Source organism: Micromonospora sp. NPDC049102 (genome assembly GCF_043197485.1).
Lineage (GTDB): Bacteria > Actinomycetota > Actinomycetes > Mycobacteriales > Micromonosporaceae > Micromonospora.
In genome coordinates this window covers 33,221-47,959 of record NZ_JBICTE010000039.1, presented here as the reverse complement: position 1 = coordinate 47,959, position 14,739 = coordinate 33,221, and the positions used below count along the sequence as shown (strand labels likewise).

The 14,739-nt window shown below is 67.3% G+C and carries 8 protein-coding genes and 1 pseudogene; 6 read left to right on the top strand and 3 right to left on the bottom strand.

Annotated elements, in window-relative coordinates; all coding sequences use genetic code 11:
• The first annotated feature begins 11 nt into the window (after positions 1-11).
• Positions 12-368 carry a transposase gene (locus ACGFH9_RS27555; protein WP_393224805.1) on the top strand — a complete coding sequence of 119 codons (357 nt, stop codon included), beginning with the start codon at positions 12-14 and terminating at the stop codon, positions 366-368.
• Positions 369-847: 479 nt separating this feature from the next.
• Here ACGFH9_RS27555 and ACGFH9_RS27550 read toward each other — a convergent pair whose 3' ends face one another.
• The 3 genes from ACGFH9_RS27550 to ACGFH9_RS27540 form a co-directional block, all read right to left on the bottom strand.
• Complete coding sequence (locus tag ACGFH9_RS27550; RefSeq protein WP_393224768.1) at positions 848-1,258, bottom strand: hypothetical protein; 411 nt, start codon at positions 1,256-1,258, stop codon at positions 848-850.
• 206 nt (positions 1,259-1,464) lie between these two features.
• Entirely contained in the window at positions 1,465-1,725 is a 261-nt protein-coding gene (locus ACGFH9_RS27545) for a hypothetical protein (RefSeq protein WP_393224765.1), read from the bottom strand.
• Between the two features lie 40 nt (positions 1,726-1,765).
• A complete protein-coding gene (locus tag ACGFH9_RS27540) occupies positions 1,766-9,091 on the bottom strand; it encodes a LamG-like jellyroll fold domain-containing protein (protein ID WP_393224762.1) in 7,326 nt (2,441 codons plus the stop codon).
• An 834-nt stretch (positions 9,092-9,925) separates the two neighbouring features.
• Between ACGFH9_RS27540 and ACGFH9_RS27535 the strand changes: the two genes are divergently transcribed.
• The 5 genes and pseudogenes from ACGFH9_RS27535 to ACGFH9_RS27515 all read left to right on the top strand — a co-directional run bounded on the left by ACGFH9_RS27535 (position 9,926) and on the right by ACGFH9_RS27515 (position 14,662).
• Positions 9,926-11,194, top strand: coding sequence for an IS701 family transposase (locus ACGFH9_RS27535; protein ID WP_393224802.1), 1,269 nt, complete (start codon positions 9,926-9,928; stop codon positions 11,192-11,194).
• 61 nt (positions 11,195-11,255) lie between these two features.
• Complete coding sequence (locus tag ACGFH9_RS27530; protein WP_393224799.1) at positions 11,256-11,978, top strand: hypothetical protein; 723 nt, start codon at positions 11,256-11,258, stop codon at positions 11,976-11,978.
• Positions 11,971-13,197, top strand: coding sequence for a DNA methyltransferase (locus ACGFH9_RS27525; RefSeq protein ID WP_393224759.1), 1,227 nt, complete (start codon positions 11,971-11,973; stop codon positions 13,195-13,197). Before ACGFH9_RS27530 ends, ACGFH9_RS27525 begins: the two co-directional genes overlap by 8 nt.
• Complete coding sequence (locus ACGFH9_RS27520; protein ID WP_393224757.1) at positions 13,197-13,406, top strand: helix-turn-helix transcriptional regulator; 210 nt, start codon at positions 13,197-13,199, stop codon at positions 13,404-13,406. The genes ACGFH9_RS27525 and ACGFH9_RS27520 overlap by 1 nt, the downstream gene beginning before the upstream one ends.
• Before the next feature lie 4 nt (positions 13,407-13,410).
• Positions 13,411-14,662: pseudogene (locus ACGFH9_RS27515) on the top strand (tyrosine-type recombinase/integrase).
• Positions 14,663-14,739: the final 77 nt, after the last annotated feature.

The following is a 14,739-nucleotide window of genomic DNA, read 5'->3' as shown; positions in this document are numbered from 1 at the left end:
CCTTGATCGAGGTGTTGCGACGACCACTTGAATTCGCCAACTACACGTCGTTTCGCTTCGCGGAACGCTTACAGGACAACGGGATCCTGCCCTCGATGGGCTCCGTCGGCGACTCCTACGACAACGCGCTGATGGAGAACTTCTGGTCAACACTGAAGATCGAACTCGTCTACCGCACGTCCTGGCGGACCCGCGACGAGGCCGAGAACGCGATCTTCGCCTACATCGACGGCTGGTACAACACCCGCCGCATCCAGAAAGAACTGGACGACCTCAGCCCCGACGAATACGAAACCGCCTGGCACCACCAACACACCAGCCAGACCGAGCCAGATAGCGTCACCCCTGCACCGACCGGCAGCAGGTAAACACCCCTCCATCAAAGCGGGGGAAGCTCACCCACCCGGCCACCCCCTTCTGTGGAGTCCGAGGTAGGTCCAGGACCATGGCCTCATGGATGAGGCTCGACGGCGATGGCACCAGCAGCACTCCGGGTCCTGGCTCCAACTCGTCGCCACCCTTCGCAGTGAGGGCTGGGAAGCGCAGGTGACGTGTGAGGCAGCTCCAGTGCAGGTAGAAGGGACTCTGCCAAGTGGGGAGCGGTTTTGCAGCGACATTCCGCCCGGTAACGGCGAGGTACGCAGCCGATGCGGGCCCGCTCGTTGCAGCCGCAGTTGGTCGTCATCGCCGCATGCCGCCACGCCTCCTGGGCCTCCTCGTTCAAGCCCGTCAACTCGAGCCGGCCGCCTGCGGCACGTACACGGTCGCACCAGTTCCGGCGTCACCTCCACGGTCAACTCCTAGCGTTCGATCTCATTGCCGGGGCTGCGTTCGAACAAATTCAGGGTTACATGGCGGGCAGGTCGATGGTCCGTACCACAGGCGGCAGGTCCGCTCGGTACGGGAGGAACCCAAGCCCGCGGTGTTTGACGGTCGCGGCCACCGTGACGTCCGCTCGGGCGGAAGTGCCTGCTGGCGTCTTGACCACGATGGTGAGTTCTTCGTCGCCAATCAGCGGCGCGCCGCTCACCGCTCGGAAACGCCATTCGGGGTCGCTGTCATGCTCACCCATCCCGACGACGAACAGTTTCTCGCCGCTGCCGTCCAGTGCGTACTCGATGGTTGATTCGATGATCGCGAGTTTGGCCGTAAGCGAGACACGGCCGGTCCGGGGCACGGCGTGGGAGCGCCGCTTCGGAGCGATGGACCAGGCGATCGGCTGCCGATCGGCGGGCGCGTCCGGCGCTTTCAGATGCACACCGACGGCTGCGTCGATTATTGGGTCGCTGCCAGGTGGCTGACCGAGCCGGCGGCGCGGCGGGCGCGGGATAAACCGCGGACTGCATCAGTGCATCTCACTGTCGGAGACAATCGCCAGCGATTTCCGCCGTCCGTTCTACAACGACGGCGACTCGGGCGCACCCGTCGGGTACGCCCGGTCGGCCGTCTCGTGCACTTTGCGTGTTACGGGGCGACGATGATGTCGCGGACCAAGGGCTTAAAGGCGGAGCGCCCACCATCGTCGACCGCGACGACCACACGCACTGAGTCATCCAGATCCGGCAAGGCGTATGTCACCACGTTGTACTGCGTGCCGTCGGCACCAGTAACGACGGTCTTTTTATTGTCGTCGAGCAGCGGTTCAATTTCAGCGAAGGGCAGTTGCTGCAACTCCGCCAGAGCTTGCTCGGCGATCCCCTCCGCCACCTCAATGTTGAGTGTCATGGCTTCTTCCTATCTGCTGCCGCCTCTGCAGCTGGTCAGGCTACCAGAACACCGGGATTCGCCAGGTCCGATGACTTCCCTTCGTCCCCGGCCGCCACCAGTCAACTTGGAAGTGCTTCCGATTTCCTAGGCGCCCGAAGGGGTGCGGCTTACGGTCGTAGCCGACCCGCCAGCCCGCCTTCTTCCCCTTGTACTGCAGACGCTTGTTCTTCCAATTGGTTCCCTTGAATCGGGCCTTGAACTTCACACCCTTTGCTATTGCACGAGCAACGAACCCGGTGGCCGTACGGAGCTGCCAGTTGCTGAACCGACTGTGCGCCTTGGAGATTCCTCGAGCCGCCCAACCGATGGTTTTGGCGCACCAATTTTTGATGCGGCAAAGCTTTCTGACCTTCTTGCCATCCAGGTCTTCGTTGTTGACCGGGTCTGCGCAGGCGTACTCATAGGCGTTGCAGCTTCCCTCGTCCACCGGGTCGACCTGGAGGAACCGGCCCAACTCTGGGCTGTAGAGCCGGACACCCATCAGGATGACACCGGCCATCGCCTCGCCGGAGCGCTGCTTACCTCCCAGCCAGCCATACCGCTGGTCGGCCTGCCCGGCCACCACATTGCCAAACTCGTCGTAGTCGAAGAACTCGGGCTCGGTCAGCGCGATGTCCACCGTCGCCGCTACATCACCGTGCAGGTTTGTTAACTGCAACACCACGTCGCCATTCGCGGACGTGGTGGCGGCCAGGTCGCCATCTGGGCCGGATACCAGGCGGGTGATACTGCCCAGCGTGGTGTCCTCGACGACCCATCGTGGCTCGTCAGAGTCGTCGCTGTAGTGGTTCAGTTTCGAAGTGCCGGAGATCCAGTTGTCGTTAACCAGCGTTTCCGTGGTGAATGCACGGAATCGGTGCGTCGGATCCAGCGTCCAGGTCTGCCTTGCCTCGCCCATCTGCTGGCGTTGTACCAGGTCATTCGCGAAATAGCTGTTGACAAGGCCTCCGGAGGTTTTCGTCGTCCGACCAAAGGCGTCGTAGACGTACCCGTCATCGGTTAGCCGGTCGCCGGTGTCGTACGCGTGGCTCTGAATTGCGGTCCTTGTCGACTCTTCGCAGCTTCCGTCGGCTGCCGGAGCAAAGGTGTCGCTGTCAGTGCGGTTCGTCCGGTCGTCGTAAGCATAGGTGCGGGTGACGCACCCCTCGGTGATCGCGCTGTGGTGCTGGGCTTTGACCAGCCGGCCAATCCGGTCGTAGCCGTAGGTTTTGCTGCCACCGGTGTAGCTGTGGTTCACCCACTGGCTGGCGGTGTTCTCTACTGCTGACTCAGAGAAGATCACGGTGCCGTCCGAGTCGCGGGTGTAGGTGCGCTCCACCGGTTGCAAGTTGGCGTCCAGCCGATCGCTGCGGGTGAGACCACCCGGATATTTCAGCTCGGTCAACTGCCCGTCAGGGGCATACCTCGCCGAGAACGTGCCGGCGACACTGTCAGTGACGCTGGTCAGAAGGCCACGAGGCTCGGCCAGCCGATCGTAGCTGAAGCTAACGACCCCGGTTGGATCGGACACCTTCACGGACTTGCCGAAGCGGTCGAACTCATTGACTGTGGTCGCACCATCAGCGTCTGTGTACGAGGCTAGGCGGCCCAGCAGGTCGTACTCTCGACTGATGGCGGCTCCGCCCGTGTGGGTGACCGTGGACTCGCCTGAAGTCGAGCTGTACTCGGTGTTGACCGTGTCGACGGTCGCGCCTTCCTCGGAGGTGATCGCTTCGCTGATCACCCGGGCCGCAGGGTCGTACACGCTGGTAGTCGTCCGGGACTTACCCCCTGCGGTCTCTGTCACTACGGCCTCGTTGCCGTAACGGGTGTATTCAGCGACGCGACGGATTGGCAGGGTGGTGGTCATTCGGGCTGGGTCGTGGCCGGTGACCGACCCGGCCGCCCGGGTGGCACAAGTTTGGCCCGCCCACTCCGGTTTGCCGCCACACGCACTGTCCTGGCTGTTGGGGCCGGCGGTGTAGTAAACGGTTTCCTGTGTCCTGGCGTCATTTCCGGAAGACCCGATTCCCACCGACTTCAAGATCCGGCCGGCGGTGTCATACACCGCGCCCGAACTGAGGTTCATTCCGCCAGCACTCGCGTCGGCTATCTCCCTGGTCGGCTTCTTCAGCGTCCAGCCGGACACGCCGCCATACTCTGCGTTGTAGTTCTTCCGGCTGATCCGCACGTCGGCGTCTGGGTAGCCGACCACCTGCACGCCCTTCGTCTCGGTGCTGACCAGGTGGTACGCAGCGCCATCCGGCTTACCCTCGTCGTACTTGTTGACGATGTGAGCACGCCCGATGACGGTGGCGCCAGGGGACTTGGCTTCCAACGGACCAGTGCCGTCCGGATCCGCCAAAGCGTTCTCAAGCACCAAAGTCTGCGTAGGGCCGAGCACGTCGACTAGGTCGATACCGTCGGAGGCGTAGGTGTTGATGGTCGACAGGGCGAGGGCCCGGGTCGCGGTGTCCGAGCCCGGCAGGCCCAGTTCGGCCAAGTAGGCTTCGGCGCCGGGTAGGGTGCCTAGAGCCAACGCCCGATCGGTGGCCTCCAACGTTCGGATGACGTTGCCGAAGCGGTCGTACTCCTGGGTGTCGATGTGGCCGCCAGGTGTCGCGGTATTGGCTTCCTTGCCGCCTCCCGAGAGGTAGTGGACGGTGGCGTAGCGATAGCCGTTGGTGCCTGGTGCAGCCGGGCTGGCGCTGCTCCGGCCAGGGTTGTCTTCCGGTCCGAACACAGCCGTCGCGTCGGTGGGCAGGTCGACCTGGCCCCAAGTGGAGATGGCGGCTGAGTCGAGGTTGTATGGGCCGCCTGCGGCCTGGGTGAGTGGCACGTTGTAGACGACGGTGGTGGCGATCTCCCCGTCGGTGGCGGTCTTCGAGCCCTGTTGGAGGGCAACTCGGCGTACCTTGAGCAGCTTGCCGGCGCTCTCGTCGCCGGCCAGGTCGGCGACTTGGGCGTCGGTGAGGGCCTTGCCGTAGACGCGGACGTCGTCGATGCCGCCGTGCCAGATGTTCGCGGCGGCGCCGGCCCACTTGCCTCGGCCGACGACGTAGCCGCCGGTGGCGTTCCAGCCGCCGACGGCGGCGCTGGTGGTCTGCGGAACGCCGTCGACGTAGAGCTTCATCCGGCCGCTGGCGGTGTCGTAGACGCCAGTCAGATGCGTCCATTTGCCGAGCACGGGCGAGGTGTTCGAGGTTGCCCTAATGGGGGTTGCACTGTCGCTGTCGGCGCTGACCCGGGAGAACGCCCATCGGTCGTCGGCGGCAACGTAGTTGAGGAACATGCCGCTCGTGCGCGATCCGTCCTTGGACACGGCGGTCCGGTTGGCGGACTTGTCGGTCAACCGGACCCACGCCGAGACGGTGTACGAGGCGGTGTTGGACAGAGCGCTGCCGGCGACGCTGATCTGCTGGCCGGTGCCGCCAGTCAGGGTGGCGGCCCGGTCGGCCGGGTTGTCGGGGTCGTTGCCCTGCGTCCAGTACACGCCGGAGGCCATGGCGCCGGTGCGACCGCCGCCGGAGGAGTCGATGACGCTGGTGCCGGAGCCTGCGTCGAGGTCCCAGCGGAGGGCGGCGGAGTCGACGTCCGGGTTGCCGTAGTCGAGGTGCCAGGGTAGCTGGCCTGGCGGTGTGGACTTGGTGATCCGACCGCCGCCGTATTCGTAGGTGGTCTTAAGTGCCGGGCTAATCCGCGGGTCCCACACCTCTCGGAGCTGGCCCTGGTCGTCGTAGGCGTATCGAGCCAGGTGTGTCTCGGTCATCGCGGCGGTCTCTGGATCCCACGCCCACAGCTTCACGCTGGCGACCCGGTCGAGGTAGTCACCGAAGGTGGTCTGGCTCAGGCCGGGGGTGGTGGAACTGGCGTACTCGTACTCCAGTACCTCACAGCCGCGGGCCGGGCTGGCCGCAGAGCAATCACCGACTCCTGGCTCGACCGGGTTGATGATCTTCTTAAGTAGCAGCCGGCTGCCCGTGGTGTCGTAAATGTAGCGGGAGGTTGTGTCCGACTCGGCCGTCCAAGACGACGTCGCAGCCCAAACACCGCTCTGCTGGGTGAATTCGGTAGTTGTGCCGTCTATATCGGTGAGGCGGTAAGCGGTGGTGCCGACCTTGCTCAACACCAGACCTTCCGAGCCTGGTTCAGGTGTGAAGGTGGTGCCGTCGGGGTTCTTGGCGAAGGTGATCCAGCTTCCGTCGATGGTGTTCACCCGGGCCAGCGATGGCTCGGGCAGCGTGACGGTGGTGTAGTCGACATCGGCTGCGCCGCCGGTGGCGCCGCCGGTCCAGGACGGGCCGAACGGGGCGACGATTTCGGTGACGGAAAGGTTGTCCCAGTAGACCTTGCGGCCGGAGCCGCCTTGCATGCCGTTGTAGAGCCGGAAGAACGCTTCGGTGGCCCCGGCGGGGACAGTCATGTCGACCGAGAGTTCCTGCCAGCCGTCGGTGTAGCCGGCCATCGGGGAGGGGACCTCGGTGTAGGTGGTGCCGACCTTGTGGAAACCGACGATCCGCAAACCCCGCGCGGTGTGCGCGGGCACCAGGCCGGTGGCGGACGGCACGTAGATCCAGCCGGTCATCCGGTACGTCTTGCCGGGGCTCATGCTCAGCCGCATCCCCCCGTCGTCGCCGCCGACCGCCACATAGGTGTCGTTGCTGGTCGTGGTGACCGGGGTGATCTCCAGCGAGTCGGCCGGCGTGGTCTCACCCTGACCGCGGGCGGTAGAGCGCAGCGCGGACGACGTGGTGGGAACAGTGAAGCCGGTCAGGTCGGTGGAGACCTGCTGCTGGTTGGGGGTGAGGCGCTGCGCCATCGGCTGGTATCCGTCGGCCGGGTTGCGCGAGGAGGCCGCGCGGGTGACCGACAGGCCCAGTTCCTCGGCGTCGGTGGAGGAGAGCGAGTAGTCGCCGGTGAGCAGGTTGACCGAGCCGGGGCCGACCTCGTCGTCGGCGGCGCCGTCACCGCTGGAGTCAACGCTGACCCGGACCCACGGGATGGTGTATGCGGGCGTGGTGCCGGTGGCGGTGTAGAGGTGCGCCCGGACCTCGACGACGCCGCCGATCAGGCCGAGGGTGTCGGTGGCGTTCCAGATCGCGTATCCGCCGAGTGTCGACAGGGCGACCGGGCTGGCGGCGGTGGCGGTGATCGGCGCGCCGGTGGCGGAGGTGAGGTTCGCCGACGGCACCGGCAGGGTTGCCCCGCCGGGGCCGCGCCGGTACTCGAAGTACGTGCGGGTGTAACCGGCGACGGGGGTGGTGATCCGCAGCTTGGTGCGCTTGACGATGGTCGCGCCGGGCAGCGGCTCGGCGAGCGCGGCGTTACCGGCGTCGAAGACGTACTGGTTGGGGTTGGACAGGTTGCCCGCGGAGTCCTTCGCCTGCACGGTCAGCGTGCGATGGCCGTCGCGGGGCGTGAGGGTCACCGACTTCGCGCCGGTCGCGGCGACGGTGGTCGCCGCGCTGTCGTAGTCGAACTTGTAGACGAACGCGGCGAGGTCGGTGCTGCCGCTGGCCGGGGTGAAGGTGAACGTGTCGGGCTGGGCGGCGCCGCCGTGCGGCTGTCCATCGTCGAGGTAGATCGCCGCCGAGACGAACGGCACGCCCGGCTTCTCGGTGTCCACCGTCAACGGCGTCCACGCCGTCCACCCGCCGTAGTTCCACGGGTCCTTGGCGCGGACCTGCCACTCGTACTGAGAGCCGTTGACCAGGTCAACCGGCACCGACCACGAGGCAGTCGAGCCGTTCGACCAGGCCGGGCTGCCAGAACGCAGTCCAGACGAGCTCACCACCGCCTGGGTGGCCTTGTTACGCACCACGAACTCGGCCTGCAGAGTCTGACCGGCGTTCGCGTCGGCGAGCTTCGCCGACAGCGTCGGACGTAGCGACGAGGTCCGGGCGCCGGATCCGCACGCGGTGTAGCAGGGGGCGACCGCCAGGGCGGACGGCGCGGACGGGGCGCTGTTATAGGTGATGGTCACCAGCGGTGGATGGGCGCCTTCGGCGGAGTCGAACCGCTTCCAGCCGGCCGTAGAGCTCTCCGAGGTGGCCCGCAGCAACACGCTGGCGCTGCTCAGGTTGTTGTCCGCGCTGTGCTGCAACGCGCCGCCGACCTCGATGTAGACGTAGCCGTCGCCGCAGGAAGAGTTGTATCCCCGGGTCTCGGTCGAGGTGCCGACCTTCGCCCGAGCGGTCGGCTGGTTGGTCCAGCGCACCGACGAGTCGACGGTGTCGGTCCGCCAGGCCTCCCACGAGGCGGCCGTGCACGACCAGGAGTGGTAGTTCCACAGCCGCAACTTCGCGCTGACGACGCGGCTGCCGGCGAAGCCGCTGGCGTTGAACCGCAGGTAGGAGCGGGCGTAGAAGGTGCCGCCGTCGTTGGAGTAGCCCAACTTCAGGTCGCTGGACCCGGACTGGTCGCTGGAGTAGTCGTTCTGGACGAACGCGTCGAACGACGCCGACAGCGACGTCGGCGGGTCAATGGTCACGGGAAAGGTCAGGTCGGATCGGGCCAGGAACTTCGCGTCCGGGGTCAACTCCATCACGCTCCGGCCTACGCCGGCTGCCACCATGCGCAACCTGACTGGACCGCGGTTGACATGCTCACCGGAGAGAGGCGAGACCCTCGCGTCCCACATAAGCGGCGTCTGGGCCACGCCGACCTGCCGGCCACGAGCGTTTTTGAAGACCAGACCGCCACTGCCGTCGGCCGCAACGGTGAGCTTGCCGCTGAGCAGCGGCAAACGCAGCTTTCGCACCTGCGCCAGCGCTACCCGATCCTTCACGACGAGGTGCTGCTCGTAACCGGTGGAGTGGACATGGAACACCAGATCCACGCCCGGCCGCACGTCCGGGTACGTAATCGTCCGCCCGGACAGCACCGGCTCGGGCAGCGGGCCGGGCCAGACGAGCCGCGCCCGCTCGGGCCCAGTGCCAAGGGAGGCCACCTCGTGCTCCCCGGCGCCCGACGTTGCTCCGGCAAAGGCCAGGCTGCGCGGGTGCGCCTTCGGCGCGACGACGCCGTCGGACCGCCGCTCAAGGGTGAGGTCAACGGGCACCCAGGTGTTGTCGCCCTGGCGGACCCGAACCGGGGCAAAGGCCTGTTCCTCCGTCAGCGTGCCATCGGCGTTGGCGAACACCTGCGTCGTCTCGGTCCGCCGGTTCGCAACCTCCACCCGCGCACCACACAACTTTGCCGCAACGCCAGCCGACACCTCGTCGGGCCGCGCAACTGGACACGTCACATTCGGCGCGGGCGCGGGCGCCGCGGCCGCCTGAACAGGCCGGGCCGGCCGGGCCGGTAGATCAGACAGCGTCGCGACGAGCACCAGGATCAACACCATAGCCAAACGACGCGCCCAAGCCGCTGCACCGTCTCTCGTCAACAGCCTGAACACGCTGGAACGCCAAGCCCCAACCCGCACCGCAACCTCCCCGTCATGTTCAATGCCGAATGGCTAGCGGAGCGTAGGGGCGCTGATACCGACCGCACAAGATCTTGACCTGTCAGGCCGCGCCTGATACCCGGCTGAAAGCTGACTGAGCGTCGGGGTTGCAATCGAACAGGACGACCGAAAACAGACATCCCGCCTCCGTACCGGTACCGCAAGTAACGGTCGTGTGTCTTGCCGGGCGCAGGAATGACACCGACCACTTTGGAGGCTGCGTCTGCCCGACGACCACTTCGCGCCCAAAGCCCACGCTGCTTGCGAAGCCGGGATCAACGTCGCGATGGTCGACCACGACGCGTTGACCCGCGACGACCCGCGCGCGCTGTCGCAGCCCTGCCCGTCGGCGGCGTGGCGGTTACAACGGATGATTGCTCCGCAGCGACCGGTACGCCGCCCTCACCGCCCGCGGCGTGTCCCTCCGCACCATCCCCGGTTGCAGCTTGCCGGTGGGCTACGGGTCGACGCAGTACTCCGCGACCGGGAGCGCGCGACGGCATCTCCGAGGAGGGCATAGCCCAGCTAACTCGGGCTATTGAGTCTCGGCGCCGACGCCCCTCGTCCTAGTACGGCAGCCGCCGTTCGTGAGGTGACCTCGGATCGATCCCGCGGGAACGAGGACGGCCACCGCATGATCGTCTGTGTGTTGTGGACACAACATCAGACCTTGCGGTGGCCGAGAGCCACAGCGTAGAGCCTGTCCGGTGGCGACGAACCATCGACCTGGTGATCGACTCGTTCGCCGGGCGGTTCTGTCGGGTTGAGCCCCGCCGGGCGGCGGTCGGGTTCGTCACCGGACTGTTGGCCGAGTTGGAGGTCAAGACCTGCTGGCAGGTGGCGGAGCAGGTCGGGCATGCCCGACCGGATGCGATGCAAAGGTTGCTGTACCGGGCGAAGTGGGACGCCGACGCGGTGCGTGACGACGTGCGGCAGGTCGTCGTCGACCGGCTCGGTGACCCCGACGGTGTCCTCGTCGTCGACGAGACCGGGGATCTGAAGAAGGGGGTGCACACCGTCGGCGTGCAACGTCAGTACACCGGCACGGCCGGGCGGATCGAGAACGCCCAGGTCGGCGTGTTCCTGGCCTACGCGAGCAAACACGGGCACACTCTGATCGACCGGCGGGTCTACCTGCCGAAGTCCTGGACCGAGGACCGCCGACGGTGTGAGCAGGCCGGCGTCCCGGACGACGTCGTGTTCGCCACCCGATCCGAGCTGGCCGACGACATGATCACCGCCGCCGTGAAGGCCCTGGTCCCGGCCCGATGGGTCGCCGCGGACGAGGCCTACGGCAACAACACCCGGCTGCGAGGTGAAATGCGCAAACACCGCCTGGGTTACGTCCTGGCGGTCTCCTGCGATCACCTCGTGCCGATCGACGGCGCTAAGACCCGCTGCCGCGCTGACCGGCTGGCCGAGAGCCTGCCCGCCACCGCGTGGACCCGGCGCAGTGCCGGCGACGGGTCGAAAGGGCCACGGTTCTACGACTGGGCCTGGCTGGCCGACGTCGGCCCTGACGGCGACCCTGACGACGACGGCCGGCACAGCCTGCTGATCCGCCGTAACAACACCACCGGTGAGCTGGCCTTCTACCGTTGCTGGACACCCGGACCGGTCACCCTCGCCCACCTCGTGCGAGTGGCCGGAGTTCGCTGGATCGTGGAGGAGTCCTTCCAAGCCGCAAAGGGCCAAGTCGGGCTTGACCAGCACCAGGTCCGCCTCTGGACGTCCTGGCACCGGTTCACCACCCTGGCCCTGGCCGCCCTCGCTGTCCTCGCGATCTGCACCGCCGACGCCCGATCAGCCCACCGCCCGGCCCAACCCGACATGATCGAGTTGACCGTCAACGAAATCCGCCGCCTGATCAACGTCCTGCTCACCCACCCGACCCGCAGCATCGCCTACCGTTTGCGCTGGTCACGCTGGCGACGCCGACACCAAGCACGAGCCAGACGAGCCCACTACGCCCGCCGACTCACCATCGAACTCCAACCATGATCACGAACGGCGGCTGCCGTACTAGTGTCAGCGCTTGTCGGCGGACGCGGCCCACACGCCCATGCCGAAGCCCAGCTCCACCGCCCCCGGTGACCGGCCTCAGCCGGCACCGGTCGGACTGCTCCTGCCCCGAACCCACGTCCCGCGCACGCCCCGTCCGGCAGTGCCGGACTGGCACGGGCTACCCCCGAACCACCTCCCCTACCTCATCCGCCGCTACACCCAAGCCGGTGACGTGGTGCTCGACCTCGACGCGCACCCCGCCGCCACCGCCGCGACCGCCTACCTGAACCGAATACCGGCCCGGCTGTTCACCGGTCGCCACGGCCTGCAGGTGCGCCTCATGCCGCCCGCTCCCGAACGCCGGATCCGCCACGCCCTGCGACGTCCCGGCCCACGTGTCGAGCTGATCCTGGCGACCCTGCCGAAGAGCGCACAGGGCCTCACCCGAGATGGCATCGCCACAGCAATGAGCACCTGGCGGCCTCTGCTACGCCCCGGCGGTTTCCTGCTCGTCGGACTCACCGCCTCGCCGCCCCAGCCGGACGAGGTCAGCCACCGCGCCACGGTCATCGCCGCCGCCCGCGCCGCCGGACTCTTCTACCACCAGCACATCCCCGCCGTCCTCGTCCCGCTGCCCGAGCACGAGCCACGCACCGCCCCAGAACACCCCGACGAGGCCGACGACGGCCGCCGTCTACTCGCCGGCCGCCACCTGCCGACCTTCCGAGACCTGCTCGTATTCGCCACCACCGCCACCGGTGAGGAAAACGCCCGTGCCTGAGCCCCGTCCGCCGTTCCACACCGCCGGCCCCCACGACTCCGAACCGCCGCACCCCGGCGCGTCCGATCTGGCAGCCCTGCTCGCCGAGGGCTACCTCGGTGCGGTCTGGCTCACTGGTCAAACCGCATCGCGGAACCTGCGGCGCGGCCGGTACACCCCGGAGTCGTTGACGCACCCCGGCAAGATGCTGCCGACCATCCCCCGGTACGCCATCCGCACCTACACCAACCCCGGTGACGTGGTGTTCGATCCCATGGCCGGCATCGGTACCACCGTCATCGAGGCCATGCGCCTCGGCCGTCACGGCGTCGGGGTCGAGTACGAAGCGGAATGGGTCGCCAGGGCGGCGGACAACATCCGCCACACCCTCCAGACCGGGGCATCGGGCCGGGGCGAGATCTACCACGGGGACTCAACCGCGCTACCGGCACTGCTGCCGGCCAGCCTGCACGGGCAAGTCTCCTTGGTGATCACCTCACCGCCGTACGGGTCGTCCACCCACGGCCACGTTCGCACGCCCGGCCCGAGACGAGGCAAGGTCCGCAAGATCAACCACAGGTATGGCGGCGCCGACAACCTCGCCTACCGCAGTCACGGCGAGCTGGCTGACGGGTTCACCGCGATCCTCGCCGGATGCCGGACACTGCTGCGTCCCGGCGGACACGTCGTCGTCACCGCCCGCCCCTACCGCCGCCACGGCGAACTCATCGACATCCCCGGGATGGTCGTCGCCGCCGGCATCAACGCCGGCCTCGAACTCGTCGAGGAATGCATCGCCCTCATCTGCGGCGTCCGCGACAGCGTGATCATCCCCCGGGCCTCGTTCTTTCAGCAGAAGAACACCCGTGACGCCATCGCCACCGGCGACCCGCAATGGCTCGTCCAGCATGAAGACGTCGTGGTCCTCCGCGCCCCGCGGTCACCCCGGCACGACTTCACCCAGGGCCGATCAGTCAGCGCCCATGCGCACGCTGATCGGCTTGATGCCTTCACCCCGTCCCGGATGGATCGACGTGCACACCCGGCGCGCCCGGCGAACAGCAAACCCAACGGCAGCGCCACCGACACCCGGTCCCACGCGGGCCGGGACGTTGAAAGGACACCCGATCCGTGCACGCCCAACTCACAGCCCATCCCCGGGGTCGTACGGCCCGATGCAACCACCGATCCCGGCAGGCCATACCCGCAGCCCAGTTCGCCCGTCACGGCGGGTCAGTGATGACCGCCCCGACTCCCCCCGAGTGGCGGCCCGACCCTCTCCTGACCATCGATGACGTCGCCGCCTGGCTGGGCAAGCCGAAGAACACCCTCTACGCCTGGCACAGCCGAGGCAAGGGACCACGCGCCATCCGCGTCGGCAACACCCTGCGCTACCGGCGCAGCGAAGTCGAACGCTGGCTCGACGACCACACCGACGCGGAGCGCTGACCCCATGGCCCGACCTGAACTACCCATCGGCACCTGGGGCAAGATCCGCACGCAGAAGCTCGGACCCAATCGGTTCCGCGCACGAGCACGGTTCCGCGACTACGACGGCAAGACCCGCGACATCGAGGCCACCGGCACCACCGACCCGGCCGCGGAACGAGCGCTGAAGGTCAAGCTACGTGACCGCACCACTCCCAACGACGACGAGATCACCCGCGAGACCCGCCTCAGCACACTCGCCGACCTCTGGATCGAAGAGATCACCACCGAGGAACGGATCGCACCACAGACCATCCAGCGATACGAAACCAGCACGCGCAACGCGATCCTGCCCGCCCTGGGCAACCTCCGAATCAGAGAAGCCAGCGTCGGGCGCCTGGATCGGTTCCTGCGCGACATCGCCAAGGACCATCCCTCGGCGGCCAAGGGCGCCAAAGTCGTCTTGAGCCAGATGTTCGCCCTGGCCGTACGCCACGGCGCGATCCCCACCAACCCCGTACGCGACACCGGCCGGCTCCGCAAACCCCGCCGCACGGTCGTCGCCCTCACCGACGAGAACCTCCAGGCCGTCCGGACGGCCATCCGCGACTGGCAGCGACCCATCCCCGGAAAGCCTGGACCACGGCACAGCGGCGACCTGGCGGATATCGTCGACCTGATGCTCGCCACCGGCGCCCGCATCGGCGAGATCCTTGCCCTGCGATGGGAGGACCTCGACCTCGCCGCCGAACGCCCCACCCTGACGATCTGCGGCACGCTCGTCTTCGTCAAAGGCCAGGGCTTCTTCCGCCAACCCTGGACCAAGAGCGACGCCGGCTGGCGGATGGTCGTCCTACCCCGCTTCGCCGTCGGCATGATCCTGGCCCGCAAGCTCGTCGCGGCGCGGACACTCCCGAGGTGCTGCTGGCGTCGCCGCCGACAACCCCCACGACGCGATCTTCGCCTCCCGACGCGGCACCTGGCTCTCACCCAATAACGTCCGCCGTCAGTGGCGTGAAGCTCGCGCCGACACCGACCTCGCCTGGGTCACCCCCCACACCTTCCGCAAGACCGTGGCCACCCTCATCAAGGAAGAGACCGACACGAAAAGCGCCGCAGCACAGCTTGGGCACTCCAGCGAGGAAGTCACCGCCACGTACTACATCGCCAAGCCCGCCCGTGCCCCGGACGTCTCGGACATCCTCGAGCGACTCGGCACCGACCACGGAAGCCGGCAACATCCCGCACCCACCGTGCCCAACGATGCGCATGGATGACGAACCTGGTTGTCGACCCCGGTAAATGGGGGGTTTTCGGGGGGCGGTTCAAAACCCCATAGACAAACTTAAAGCCC

Coding starts and splice junctions, on each gene's coding strand:
- ACGFH9_RS27545 (WP_393224765.1), bottom strand. CDS start 1,725: ATGACACTCAACATTGAGGTGGCGGAGGGGATCGCCGAGCAAGCTCTG.
- ACGFH9_RS27540 (WP_393224762.1), bottom strand. CDS start 9,091: ATGGTGTTGATCCTGGTGCTCGTCGCGACGCTGTCTGATCTACCGGCC.
- ACGFH9_RS27520 (WP_393224757.1), top strand. CDS start 13,197: ATGACCGCCCCGACTCCCCCCGAGTGGCGGCCCGACCCTCTCCTGACC.
- ACGFH9_RS27530 (WP_393224799.1), top strand. CDS start 11,256: ATGCCGAAGCCCAGCTCCACCGCCCCCGGTGACCGGCCTCAGCCGGCA.